Raw genomic sequence first — 12,410 nt, 5'->3', positions numbered from 1 at the left:
CGACCTGATCCGCCATGCGCTGCATCGGCGCCCTGGAGCGTTGTGCCTGCAACACCATCTGCACGATGCTGGCCAGCACGGTCTGCGACCCGACGCGCTCGGAGCGCATCACGATCGCGCCGTTGGTGTTGAGCGTTGCGCCGATCAGCTTGTCGCCGGGCCGCTTGGTCACCGGCAGCGGTTCTCCTGTCAGCATCGATTCGTCCACCGCGCTCGACCCTTCGATCACGACGCCGTCGACCGGCACCTTCTCGCCGGGCCGCACGCGCAGCGTGTCGCCGACGTGGACGTGAGCCAGCGGGATGTCTTCTTCAGCCCCCGCGGCATCGATGCGGCGCGCGGTCTTGGGCGCGAGGCCGAGCAGGGACTTGATGGCCGCCGAGGTCTGCGAGCGCGCCTTGAGTTCGAGGATCTGGCCGAGCAGGGTCAGCGAGATGATGACGGCAGCCGCTTCGAAGTAGACCGCGACGCGGCCCATCGACACGAAGGCCGATGGAAACACGCCCGGCGCCACGGTGGCCACGACGCTGTAGATGAAGGCCGCCGAAGTGCCGAGTCCGATGAGTGTCCACATGTTGGGGCTGCGATTGACCACGGACTGCACAGCTCGCACGAAGAACGGCCAACCGGCCCACAGCACGATCGGCACGCTGAGCGCGAATTCGATCCAGCTCTGCGTCGCCATCTCGAACCACTGCAGGCGGTGGCCCGCCATGGCCAGCACGGTCACGACGATGGTCAGCGGGAGCGTCCAGATGAATCGACGGGTGAAGTCGACCAGCTCGGGATTCTCGCCCTCGTCCAGCGTCGGGGTTTCGGGCTCAAGCGTCATGCCGCACTTGGGGCAGTTGCCCGGATGGTTCTGACGGATCTCCGGATGCATGGGGCAGGTGTAGATCGTGTCTGCCCCGACAACCGTTGGCTCTTGAACAGGCGTCGTGGCCTTGCTCGCCGCTTCACCGAAGTTGGCTTCGCCGATGTGCTCAAGTTCTGGATCGTTCATCTCTTCTCTCCTCAATGGATCGAGATGCGCAAAATCGCCACCCCGTACTTGGCCGCTACGCCGGCAGCAGGATTACTTTTGCTTCGCAAGCCAGCGGTCGAACTCGGCGATTTCCTTTTTCTGCGCGGCGATGATCTTCCTGGACATGACCTTCATTTCAGGCGACTTGCCGTGTGCCAGTTCCATCTGCGCCATCTCCACAGCCTGCTGATGGTGCATCTTCATCATCGTGGCGAAGTCCTTGTCGGTGTCGCCCGACATCTGCATCTTCTGCATCCCGTCCATGCCGGACATCATGGATTGCTTCATGTCGGCCGACCCGGCACCTGCGTGCTGCATGTGGTCCTTCGACATGGGCGCTGCAGCAGGTGCTGGCTGGGCCTGCGCAACACCGACTGAAGTCAGCACGAGCGCCGCAGAGAAACAGAGCGACAAGGTGAGTTTGCGGTGGGGATTGTTCATAACGTTGTCCTTGGTGGGTCGATTGGATTTCAGTGCGCCGTTGCAAGGTATGCAGCGGCGCGGCTTTGCAGGCGTTGGCAGCGAGCGAGATTTCAGCGGGCCGCCTCAATCTTGGTGACGGTAATTTTTCCGTCGACCTTTTCTGCGAGGAAGCGGACCTTCTCGCCGGACTGCACCTGGTCCAGCACGGCTTCGTCCTTGACGCTGAAAACCATCGTCATACCCGGCATGTCGAGGTTCTTGAGTGGACCGTGCTTGATGGTCAGCTTCTTGCCATCCTTGTCGACCTTGCGGATCTCGCCATCGGACATTTCGGACGTCGCGGCGGCAGCAGCTGTTCCTTGCACCGGGGCCTGAGAGGGTGCGGCCGACTGCGCAGCAGCCAGCCCCGAGAAAAGCATCGCGGCTGCGGATGTGACGAGTGCAAGACGAAGTTTTTGCATTTTGAGTTCCTTGAGCATCAATTGATTGTTGGGATGAAAGGGTCCGCAGCAGCAGGACAACAGACCCGGACGTTGTGCTTACTTGCTGACAGTCTTGCCCGGCGTATGTGAGACGTTCACGGTGCCCTTCATGCCTGCGTCGTAATGACCCGGCTGCAGGCACGCGAAGTCCACCTCTCCGGCCTTGGTGAACTGCCAGACGATCTCGCCGCTCTTGCCAGGCGCCAACGTGAGCATGTTCGCGTCGGCGTGTTCCATCTCGGGGTTCTTCTTCATCACCTCGGAATGCTCCCTGAGCTCCTTCTCCGTGCCGAGCACGAGCTCGTGCTTGATCTGGCCGGAATTCTTGATGACAAAGCGCACAGTCTCGCCTTGCTTGACGCTGATGTCGGCCGGTGTGAAGCGCATGTTGTCGGCCATGTTGACGTTGATCGTGCGTGTCGACTTGGTAGCCACCCCGGGCTTGCCGATCGCGTCGTCGGCATCGTGACTGTGACCCCCGGTGTGGTTGCCCGAGGCTGAAGCGCCGGCCGCGGCCAGAGCGAGCGTTGCTGCGAAAGCGGTGTCGCGGAAGATGTGTTTCATGGTTTGCCTTTGAGCGGTCGGAAGGTCTGAGGGAAGTGAAAAAAGTCAGTGGCCAGAATGGCCGCCAGCAGGCTTCCGGATCTGGACTTCGATGTTCTTGGCCGGCATGTTTTGCGCCGGCATCGCGGCCGCGCCGGCGCCGCGCTGGCGCGGGGTCTCCGGCGGCGGCCCATCCAGTTCGTAGGCGACGGTGCCCTTGGGGTGTTTGAACCAGCCAGGGTTGGCGTAGTCGCCAGCCTTCTGGTTTTTTCGCACCTTGACCACGCTGAACATGCCGCCCATCTCGACCGAGCCGAACGGGCCTTCGCCTGTCATCATTCGCGCGGTGTTGTCCGGGATCGGCATTTCCATCTCTGCCATGTCGGCCATGCCGCGCTCGCCCATGACCATGTAGTCGGGGATCAGGTTCGAGATCTGTTTGGCCACGTCCTTGTGGTCCAGTCCGATCATCGTGGGCACCTCGTGGCCCATCGCGTTCATCGTGTGATGGCTCTTGTGGCAGTGAAAGGCCCAGTCGCCTTCTTCGTTGGCGAGGAACTCGAACTGGCGCATCTGGCCGACGGCCACGTCCGTCGTCACCTCGGGCCAGCGCGCACTCTTCGGTGTCGGGCCGCCATCGGTTCCCGTGACTTCGAACTCATGGCCATGCAGGTGCATCGGGTGGTTCGTCATCGTCAGATTGCCGACGCGGATGCGAACCTTGTCGTTGTGCCGGACGTTGAGCGAATCGATACCCGGGAAGATCCGGCTGTTCCAGGACCACAGATTGAAGTCCAGCATCGTCATGATCTTGGGCGTTGCGCTCCCCGGCTCGACGTCGTAGGCGTTGAGCAGGAACACGAAGTCGCGGTCGACCTTCTCGATCAGCGGATGCTCGGCCTTGGGGTGCGTGACCCAGAAGCCCATCATTCCCATCGCCATCTGCGTCATTTCGTCCGCATGCGGGTGGTACATGAAGGTGCCGGGGCGGCGCGCCACGAATTCGTAGACGAAGGTCTTGCCCGGGCGGATCGGCGGTTGGGTCAACCCCGCGACACCGTCCATGCCGTTGGGCAAGCGCTGCCCATGCCAGTGCACGCTCGTGTGCTCGGGCAGCTTGTTGGTCACGAAGATCCGCACCCGGTCGCCTTCCACCACTTCGATGGTCGGTCCAGGCGACTGGCCGTTGTACCCCCAAAGGTTGGCCTTGAATCCGGGGGCCATCTCGCGCACCACAGGCTCGGCCACCAGGTGGAACTCCTTGACGCCGTTGTTCATGCGCCAGGGCAATGTCCAGCCGTTGAGCGTGACCACGGGGTTGTAGGGGCGTCCGGTCGTTGGCATCAGCGGTGCCATGGTGTCGGGTGTGGTTTGGAACACGGGCTCAGGCAAGGCCGCCATCGCCACCTTGCTCACGCCTGCCGCTGCAAAGGCGCTCGTGATGGCACCTGCACCGCTCAAGAAATTGCGTCTGTTTGTCATGTCGTTCAATTCGGTTAGAGAGCGAAGCAGTGCGCTCAATGAGCAGCGCCGCCAGCGGATGCGCCTTCGCCACTCGCACTGGCCATCGAGGCGCCCATGGAGGTCGGCTTGCCGATCACCGAAGCCGCGAGCGCGGCGTCGGCCAGCCAGAACTGCTGCTGGGCGTTGATCGCGTTGGTCACGCTGGAAATCTGGTCGCGTGCTTCAGCAAGCAGCTCGAAGACGCCGATCAGCATGCCGTTGTAGCGAAGCACGTTTTCATCCGCCATCGCCTGACGCAAGGGCACGATTTCGTCTCGGTAGTGCCGCGCGATGTCGTAAGCCGTGCGGTAGGCAGAGTACCCCTCGCGCAATTGCGAAGAGGCGCCGCGCACGGTGGCGTCGTAGCGGTTGGCCGCAGCCAGCGACTGCGCGTTCAATGCGTCGCGTTGAGCCGAACCCCAGTCGAAGAGCGGCAGTCGGATGTCGAGCTCGAAGCCGCGCCGTGTGCTCTTGGTGCCTTGCGCGTTGTCGAAGACCGTGTCGCGGCGACCACCCACTTCCACGTCGACGAAAGTCGACAGCAGGTTGAGGCCTTGCGATCGTCCCGCCACGTCCAGCTGGGCACGGGCAAGCTGGACATCGAGGCGTTGCTCGGTGGCGGTGGCCGCGACTTCCTTCGCCTCGCGAGGTGTCTTGGGCAGATCGGGAAGACGTTCGGGCAAGGCCAACTTGGCGGCTTGTTCGTCGTCCAGACCCAGGATGCGAACCAGTTCCTCGCGGGCCGCAGTGGTGGCCTGCTGCGCCAGGGCGAGTTGGGTGGTCGCGTCTGCGTAAAACACCTGTTGGCGTGCCCGCTGGAGCTTGCTGAAGTTCCCAATGAGTTGCATTCGGCGCGCGAGTTCGGCGCTGGCCTGGGCCGACTTGTTGACCTGCTCGGCGTACTGCAGCGACTGCTGGGCAGCAACCGCGCGGACCCAGGCCTGCTTGACCTGCGTGACCTGGTCGACAACGGCCCCGGTCAACTGCACCTTGGCCTGGTTGGCCTGACCCTTCGAAATCGACAGGCGCTGCGGCAGCAGGATGAGGTCCACCAGGCCGAAGGACAGCAGCCGTCCGAGCTCGAGTTCGCTGTTCAGGCGCATCCGCTCGAACTTGAAAATCGGGTTGGGCAGCCGGCTGGTCTGGTTGGCCGCGGCGATGTCGCCCCAGCTCTGGGCAATCAGGGCCTGGACCGACGGACTGTTGGCCAGTGCGAGCTGCACCGCATCGCTTTGCGACAGCGGCTTGGCGAGCAAGTCCTGAGACAGCGCCGCGCGGCGGTCACGCTGCTCCTGGGTCCGGCTGAGTTCGAGCTTGCCGCCGGTGAACTGGTGCGCGTTGGCGTTCGTGTCCTTCAGGGCGTCGTCGATACCTACCGAGGCGCAGCCGGCCAGGAAAGCGGCCGCGAGGGCGATGGCCGTCAAACGCAAGGCGCGTTTCATGGCTTGTCCTTCTTCGCGGGCGCACCCGACATGCCGGGCATGCCGGGCATGCCGGGCATGCCGGGCATGCCTGGCATGGGCATCGAATGGCTTGGCGGCGAAGCGGGTAACGCGGCGCCGCTCTTGGGCGATTCGGCCCCGGCGTTGCCCGAGCCAGACGCTTCTTTGGCATAGGCCTGCCAGCCGCCACGGCGGTAGACCGTCTCGTTGGCCTCTTTCCAGGGAATGGGCTTTCCGTCATCAAAGGGCTGATAACCCTCGAGCGCGGACTTGTAGGTGAGGACAGGCGGCGTCGAGGTTGTCGGCGCACTGGAGCCGGCAGGCGAAGGCTGAGCCACAGCGCCAACGGCGGTGAAAGTTGCCGAAGCTGCCATGGCAGCCGCGGCGAGAAAACGGAATGCTGCCAGCCGACGGGCTGACGATGAATGGAACATGGCGTCCTCGCAAGTTCATGAACGGAGTGCGTCAGTGCTGCCGGAAAGGGCACGACGCAGGCGATGCATGAGCGTTCGCAGATCCCGTGACGCGACGTCACGGACAAACGAACGCGTTAAACGCGAGGAGGTTTGTCGAGGACGCGGGGCGTCAACGACGCCACCGCAGAAAACGGTTCTGCCATTGCCGCAGGTGGCAAGGCAGGTGCAATCACGACGGGCGTGGTGCCAACAAGTGCAACCGAGTGGCATGCCCCGCAGGTTCCGCACTTGTGGGCCGTATCGGCGTCCCCTGAAGCCTGATCGTGATGATGTGGCGTGCTCTCGACGTCAGACGCCGAATCCACATGTCGGCTGTCGTGCGCGTGTGACTGCGGTTTAACGTGTTCGTGCGGTACGACTGGCTCGAAAACTGTTGCTGCCATCGCCGGTACTTCGCCTGCTGCGCAGAATTGCATGGTCGCAGCCGCATAGCCTTGAAAGGGCACCGCGAGCATCACAGCCCAAAGCAGCAGTTTTCGAACAAACGACATTTTGTGAAGTATGAACGTTGACACTATGACAAGGTCAAGCGATTTTTGAGTCGAACTTAGATCGCATGAGCCACGGAGCGTCAGTGCTCGTGCCGATGGTGCGCGTCCGGCACGTGCGCGTGCTTGTGCAGGAGCGGTGTATGCACGTGCCGATGGCTGTGCGAGCCTCTTTCAAAATCGTCGTGAACGTGATCGTGATGCCCGTGCAGGCACCGAACGACGCCTATCCAATCTTCAAGAAAGAAGACGGGACGTCGCAGGGGCGCTTGCGCCCGCGGAGTAAACGCGCTTTGCGAATTGAAGGTGTTGGGGCTATCGATATGGCCCCGTATTCTTGCCGGACGTCTTGCTGCCGATCATTGCGCATAGCAAGGCGAGCAAGGTCGCTTGCTCAAGGGCGGGTTCAAACAGAGGGGCGCGCGACGCGCACTGCGCAGCAAGACGATCGAGCATTGCCGGCTCGTCGCGACAGCGTTGCAGCAATGCGGCAAGGGCCTCGGAGTCGCCCAGTTCGAAATAGCCACCGTAGTCCTCCCCCAACATTCCGATGTTTCCCGCGATCCGGCTGGCGAGCACCGGCGTTCCGCTGCACACCGCCTCCATCACCACGTGAGCACCGCCTTCGATCACGCTCGGATGCACCAGTACATGGGCTGCCTGGATGCGGCGGCGTGCGTCGGCATGCGGCAGGGGTCCAAGCCAACGGTAGGCTGGACATGCTTGCTGCGCCGATTTCGCTTCGATACTCCACGCCGGGTCCAGCGCGGCGCCGATGTGGTCCAGCAGGATGTCCGGACGATCAACGAGTCGACGAGCTGCGGCGAAGTACGTCTGTGGCGCCTTCTCCGCGCGCAAGTGACCCACCATCAGCGCACGCAAATGCCGATGTGGCTTGCGAAGCGGTGCCAGCGAGCGGGTCGACTGGAAGCAGGCAGTGGCTTTGTCGCGGTACAGCACCGGCAGGTCGTCGACTGCGCGCTCGTGCAGCACCACCAGCCGGTCGGCCAGCGCCAGTGAGCGCTGTGCGCTCGCATCGAACTGGATGTCCCGGTACAGGTCCGTGCCCGTCAGTACCACTGCCAAGGGCTGGTGCGGTTGAGTGCCGCACCAGCGCTCGATCGAGGCCGCCGAACGTCGCGCATGCAGCGCAATCATGACGTCGGCCGGCGTGCCGTCCCAGTGATCGACCAGCGCAATTCGATAATGTTCGCGCAACATCTTTGACCATCGCAAAGCTGTTTGCCAGTTGCCGTTGTTGGAACTGGCCAGCGCGGGCGTCACGATGCAAAGAGAAGGGCGAACCATGAACGAGGTTATACCGGTGCACAACCTGGGCGACACCATGACATCCACGAGCGCAGAGGCGATGCGCAAGGCCGGACCCGCTGAGATCGAGGCGGCGCTCACCCGAGGCCGTACCCAGTTGTTGAGCTTGTTCGACGGTTTCGAAAGGGGGCTCGGACCCAATGGCCTTCGAATTGCACAGGATACTGCTGTGAATTTGCCGCTTTGGGAGTTGGGGCACATCGGCTGGTTCGAAGAGTTCTGGTTGTCGCGCAACACGGAGCGCGGCTTCGGGATAGCTTGCGATCCTTTCGCACCACGACGCACATCAGTGCTGCCGCGCGCCGATGCGCTCTATGACTCGTCGAACGTCGCGCATGGCCTGCGCTGGCAACTTGCGCTGCCCGACCCTGCGGCCACGCGCAGCTATCTAACGGCAGTGCGTGAGGCCACACTGACGTTGCTCCGCGCTTGCAGCACCAAGGAAGAAGACCTGTACTTCTTTCGGCTCGTCCTGTTCCATGAAGACATGCATCGGGAAGCATGGCACTTCATGGCGCAGCGGCTTGGCATCGATCTTGGCCCTGGCATGACGGGTCGCGCGCCGCGCCGGGCGGTCGCCTCGGGTTCGTGGGACATTCCGGGCGGGCTGCGACATGTCGGAGTGGACAACGCCGGCTTCGCTTTTGATAACGAACTGTGCGCTGCAAACATCGAAGTGTCTGCGTTCAGCATCGACCGGGCGACGGTGAAATGGGACGCTTTCCTCGCCTTCGTCGACGGCGGCGGCTACACAGATGACAGGACCTGGACGCCGGCCGGTCGCGATTGGCGGCGGCACAGCGGTGCAACGCATCCGCTGCATCTGCGGCGCGGGCACGGTGGATGGGAGCGATCTCGGTTCGGTCGTTGGTTACCTATCGATCCGTTGGCACCGGCCGTGCAAATCACGGCCCATGAGGCCGAAGCGTGGTGCCGTTGGGCTGGCCGCCGCTTGCCAACCGAGGCCGAATGGGAAACCGCTGCGAAACTGGCTGTTGAGCAGGGAGAAGTCTTCGAATGGGGTGAGGTTTGGGAGTGGACTGCGAGTCCGTTTAAACCGTATTCGGGGTTCGTCCCGCACCCCTACCGCGACTATTCGCAGCCATGGTTCGATGGCCGGTCGGTGCTGCGCGGAGGATCGTTCGCGACTGTGCAGCACATGAAGCATCCAAGCTACCGCAACTTCTTTCCAGCGGACCGCAGCGATGTGTTCGCGGGGTTTCGCAGCTGCCCCCAGCGGTCTTGGTGAAGGCGTGGGTCGTCGACTTCTACCTGAAGGGCATGACGTCGGACCCTTGCCGCGTGACCTCGGTTTGGCGCGACGTGTCAGCAGGGTGGGAATTCATTGAGGGTAGGGTGAGCGCGACGATGGCGGCGCACTTAAGGTGCGATGAAATACAGACTCCTCGATTAAGAGCGTTGATTGCGCCGCGCGCTGTTGCTCCACTGGATCCCAATGACTGCAGGGAACCCGTTGATTCAGCGGCTGACGTCGCTGCTTGGCAACTCGAAGAGTCTGGTCCGTCTCGGGCGGCTGCGAGTTCATGAAAAGTGCATCCATCGTCACGATGCTCCCAGATGCCCGGATAGGCCCACCCGCCGCTTGAGACACTTATCGGCCGTGGATGGGCAACGTGTTCAGCGGGATGCGCAGGTAAGACACACCGTTTTCGTCCGCCGGAGGCAGGTGCCCAGCGCGAACATTCACCTGGATCGACGGCAAGATGAGCGTCGGCACTTCTAGCGTGGCGTCGCGTGCCTGCCGCATCGCGACGAACTCGTCTTCGGTGATGCCGTCGCGCACATGGATGTTCAGGGCTTTCTGCTCGGCCACCGTCGTTTGCCAGCGGGCAGGCCGCGAAGCCGGCGGGTAGTCATGACAGACATACATCGTCGTCTCGGGAGGCAGGGCCAGAAGGCGGTGCATCGAGCGGTACAGCTGGTGTGCTTCCCCGCCGGGGAAATCGGCGCGAGCGCTGCCGACGTCAGGCATGAAAAGCGTGTCGCCGACGAAGACTGAATCGTCGATGAGGTAGGCCATGTCGGCCGGGGTATGACCGGGCACCAGCATCGCCGTGGCCTCGGCCTCGCCGATCCGGAACGTTTCACCGTCTTTGAACAGGTGGTCGAACTGGCTACCGTCGGGAAGGAAGCTGCGCTCCAGGTTGTAGAGCTTCTTGAAGGTGGCCTGCACCGTCCGAATGTTTTCGCCGATGGCGATGCGGCCACCGACGCGCTGCTGCAGGTAGCGCGCACCGGACAAATGGTCCGCGTGCGCGTGGGTCTCGAGAATCCAGTCGACATGAAGCGCGTGTTCGACGACATAGGCCAGCACCTGATCCGCCGAGGTGGTGCTGGTGTGGCCCGATTTGAAGTCGTAGTCGAGCACCGGGTCGATGACCGCGGCGCGCTGCGTGGCGGGGTCCCACACAACATAGCTCACTGTCCAGGTCTTCGGGTCGAAGAAGGCTTGTGTCGTGATTCGAGCGTTCATAGTGAACTCCGATTTTTGGTTTTCGATCTATTGAAGTATAGTATATATATAAATATAATGAAGAGAACCGATTGACCTGCTGTCCGCTCAACATACTGCTGCACTGACGCTCCATGAAACGCCCGAAAACCGTCATCGATCCCGAAGTCCTCCGCCATGCCGCAGACGAGGCTGTCAGCGCCCTCAAGCTGCTGGCCAACGTCGAGCGCATGCTGCTGCTGTGCCAGCTTGCGCAAGGCGAGATGTGCGTCAGTGAACTCGAAGAACATCTGGAGATCCGTCAACCAACGCTTTCACAGCAGCTCGGCGTGCTGCGCACAGAGGGGGTCGTCAGCACGCGCCGTCAGGGCAAGAACATTTTCTACAGCGTCGCCGACCCAAACCTGCTCGAGATCCTGGCCGTGCTCTACCGGCTCTACTGTCCCAAGGAACAATGATGTCCATCGCCTGGAATGAATTCACCCCCTGGTCCACCTTGGCCGGTGGGATGCTCATAGGTCTGGCCGCGGCGATGTTCGTGCTGCTGAACGGCCGCATCGCCGGTATCAGTGGCGTCATCGGCGGGCTGTTCAAGCCGAACAAGGGCGACCTGGCCTGGCGTGCCGCATTCGTGCTGGGCCTCGTGGGTGCGCCCTGGGTCTATGAGTTGGTCGCGGCGCTTCCCAAACCCCGAATCGATGCGTCTTTTGGTGCTTTGGTGATCGCCGGCCTGCTGGTGGGTGTGGGCACTCGGTACGGGTCGGGTTGCACCAGTGGACATGGCGTGTGCGGGTTGGCGCGTTTGTCGCCGAGATCGATGGTCGCCACTGGGGCCTTCATGGTCGCTGGCTTCGCGACCGTGTTCATCATCCGCCATTGGCTTGGCAACTGAGGAGACATTGAATGACCGTTTTTACATCGTTGCTGGCCGGCCTCGTCTTCGGACTTGGCCTCATCGTGTCTGGCATGGCTAATCCGGCCAAGGTGCTGGGCTTCCTGGACCTGGGTGGCGCCTGGGACCCTTCGCTGGCTTTTGTGATGGCGGGCGCGATTGCCGTCGGAGCGCTGGCGTTCGCGCTGGCCAGCAAGCGCACCGTGTCATTCCTCGGTGCGCCGATGAAGTTGCCCACGGCGCGGGACATCGACAGTCGTCTGCTGATCGGCAGCGTCGTATTCGGTATCGGATGGGGTGTCGCCGGTTTCTGCCCTGGGCCCGGTCTGGTCGCACTGGGAATGGGCGAGGTCAAGGCGCTTGTCTTCGTAGCGGCGATGCTCGTGGGCATGGGCGCCTTCGAACTGCTCGAGCGTCGCAAGCAGCCTGCCGGCCTTCGACCCACCTGAGTCAGAGCGATGTCCGCCGTCCTCGCCTGGCTGAGTACTCTGGTGACCATCGCAGTGTTGATGGCGTACGAGACGGTGCTCATGGTCGCGCAGCGACGCCGCCCCGAGCGCATGGCACGCAGCGCGCATGCGGCGCTGCGGGAAGACTGGTTCATTGCCGTGTCGCAGAACCCTGGCTCGGAGATTCTCGCGGTGCAGACGCTGCGAAACTCGCTGATGTCGGCGACCATGACGGCATCGACAGCGATGCTTGGATTGATCGGCACTGTCACTCTTGCTGCACCCTCACTGCATGCGAGCCTGGATGAAGCGGCGATGCTGCCGAGCCTGACTCCGAAGCTGGTGCTCGAGCTCCTGTTGCTTGCGTTGCTGTTCGCCTCACTGGTGTGCTCGGCAATGGCTGTTCGCTACTACAACCATGTGGGTTTCATCAGCGGCATGCCGGTGGAGTCCGCATTGCGCAAGCGCTGGAATCAGGCCGGCATCGCCTACGTGCGTCGCGCCGGCTTGTTGTATAGCTGGGGTCTGCGTCACCTTATATTGGTAGCCCCGATCCTTGCTTGCCTGCTCCACCCCTTCGCAGGGCCGGTCGCGGCGACCGTTTTAGTCCTCGTCCTGGTCCGATTCGACAAGGTAGCCGCCAGCGGATCGCCCAACTCCACGGCGTATTTGGGAATCCGTTCCAACTGATCGACAGCCGCTCAGTTAGGCGGTACCTGCGAGAACTCTTCAAACCCGGCGATGGCATGGGCTGCCTGCGTCAGCGAAGGGCCCCGCCCATGATTAGCCTTGCCGATGGTGCCGAGTACGCTGGCCGCGATCAAGCCCGGGCCAATTGCGATTCGCATGATGCGGTCAGCGGTGCCGACGTTGGGCTTCATTTATT

The 12,410-nt window shown here is 62.6% G+C and carries 15 protein-coding genes; 5 read left to right on the top strand and 10 right to left on the bottom strand.

Features of this window, described 5'->3' with window-relative positions; all coding sequences use genetic code 11:
• From QN413_RS14020 to senB, 8 genes are all read right to left on the bottom strand, one after another.
• Window positions 1–1,003: HAD-IC family P-type ATPase (locus tag QN413_RS14020; RefSeq protein ID WP_323497202.1), on the bottom strand; the 1,003-nt coding region annotated here is incomplete at its 3' end.
• Window positions 1,004–1,075: 72 nt separating this feature from the next.
• Complete coding sequence (locus QN413_RS14015; RefSeq protein WP_323497201.1) at window positions 1,076–1,465, bottom strand: DUF305 domain-containing protein; 390 nt, start codon at window positions 1,463–1,465, stop codon at window positions 1,076–1,078.
• A gap of 92 nt (window positions 1,466–1,557) precedes the next feature.
• Complete coding sequence (locus QN413_RS14010; RefSeq protein WP_323497209.1) at window positions 1,558–1,908, bottom strand: copper-binding protein; 351 nt, start codon at window positions 1,906–1,908, stop codon at window positions 1,558–1,560.
• A gap of 78 nt (window positions 1,909–1,986) precedes the next feature.
• On the bottom strand, window positions 1,987–2,493 hold the full coding sequence (locus tag QN413_RS14005) for a cupredoxin family protein (protein WP_323497200.1): 507 nt from the start codon (window positions 2,491–2,493) through the stop codon (window positions 1,987–1,989).
• A 45-nt stretch (window positions 2,494–2,538) separates the two neighbouring features.
• A complete protein-coding gene (locus tag QN413_RS14000; protein ID WP_323497199.1) occupies window positions 2,539–3,954 on the bottom strand; it encodes a copper oxidase in 1,416 nt (471 codons plus the stop codon).
• A 35-nt stretch (window positions 3,955–3,989) separates the two neighbouring features.
• A complete protein-coding gene (locus QN413_RS13995) occupies window positions 3,990–5,417 on the bottom strand; it encodes a TolC family protein (RefSeq protein ID WP_323497198.1) in 1,428 nt (475 codons plus the stop codon).
• Entirely contained in the window at window positions 5,414–5,851 is a 438-nt protein-coding gene (locus tag QN413_RS13990; protein ID WP_323497197.1) for a hypothetical protein, read from the bottom strand. Before QN413_RS13990 ends, QN413_RS13995 begins: the two co-directional genes overlap by 4 nt.
• An 845-nt stretch (window positions 5,852–6,696) precedes the next feature.
• Window positions 6,697–7,689 carry a selenoneine biosynthesis selenosugar synthase SenB gene (gene senB / locus QN413_RS13980; protein ID WP_323497196.1) on the bottom strand — a complete coding sequence of 331 codons (993 nt, stop codon included), beginning with the start codon at window positions 7,687–7,689 and terminating at the stop codon, window positions 6,697–6,699.
• Here senB and senA point away from each other — a divergent pair.
• Window positions 7,688–8,959, top strand: a complete 1,272-nt coding sequence (gene senA / locus QN413_RS13975) for a selenoneine synthase SenA (RefSeq protein WP_323497195.1) — start codon at window positions 7,688–7,690, stop codon at window positions 8,957–8,959. The two genes, senB and senA, sit on opposite strands and share 2 nt — an antisense overlap.
• A gap of 363 nt (window positions 8,960–9,322) precedes the next feature.
• Here the strand turns inward: senA and QN413_RS13970 are convergent, their stop codons facing one another.
• On the bottom strand, window positions 9,323–10,204 hold the full coding sequence (locus tag QN413_RS13970; RefSeq protein ID WP_323497194.1) for an MBL fold metallo-hydrolase: 882 nt from the start codon (window positions 10,202–10,204) through the stop codon (window positions 9,323–9,325).
• Between the two features lie 113 nt (window positions 10,205–10,317).
• Here QN413_RS13970 and QN413_RS13965 point away from each other — a divergent pair, with 113 nt between their 5' ends.
• Genes QN413_RS13965 through QN413_RS13950 form a run of 4 tightly spaced genes read left to right on the top strand, consistent with a single transcriptional unit; the run spans window position 10,318 to window position 12,214 of the window.
• A complete protein-coding gene (locus QN413_RS13965; protein WP_323497193.1) occupies window positions 10,318–10,641 on the top strand; it encodes an ArsR/SmtB family transcription factor in 324 nt (107 codons plus the stop codon).
• Window positions 10,641–11,075 carry a YeeE/YedE family protein gene (locus tag QN413_RS13960; protein WP_323497192.1) on the top strand — a complete coding sequence of 145 codons (435 nt, stop codon included), beginning with the start codon at window positions 10,641–10,643 and terminating at the stop codon, window positions 11,073–11,075. The genes QN413_RS13965 and QN413_RS13960 overlap by 1 nt, the downstream gene beginning before the upstream one ends.
• Before the next feature lie 11 nt (window positions 11,076–11,086).
• Window positions 11,087–11,524 (top strand): YeeE/YedE family protein, encoded by a 438-nt coding sequence (locus QN413_RS13955; protein WP_323497191.1) that lies wholly within the window; start codon window positions 11,087–11,089, stop codon window positions 11,522–11,524.
• Window positions 11,525–11,533: 9 nt separating this feature from the next.
• Entirely contained in the window at window positions 11,534–12,214 is a 681-nt protein-coding gene (locus QN413_RS13950; RefSeq protein WP_323497190.1) for a DUF599 domain-containing protein, read from the top strand.
• 11 nt (window positions 12,215–12,225) lie between these two features.
• On the opposite strand, the gene QN413_RS13945 is transcribed toward QN413_RS13950, so the two are convergent.
• Window positions 12,226–12,405, bottom strand: coding sequence for a DUF2892 domain-containing protein (locus QN413_RS13945; protein ID WP_323497189.1), 180 nt, complete (start codon window positions 12,403–12,405; stop codon window positions 12,226–12,228).
• Between the last annotated feature and the right edge of the window lie 5 nt (window positions 12,406–12,410).

It is taken from the genome of Variovorax sp. LG9.2 (assembly GCF_035018885.1).
In the GTDB taxonomy this organism is placed as follows: domain Bacteria; phylum Pseudomonadota; class Gammaproteobacteria; order Burkholderiales; family Burkholderiaceae_C; genus Variovorax.
The sequence above is the reverse complement of the archived record's forward strand: the minus strand, read 5'-3'. Positions and strand labels throughout refer to the sequence as shown.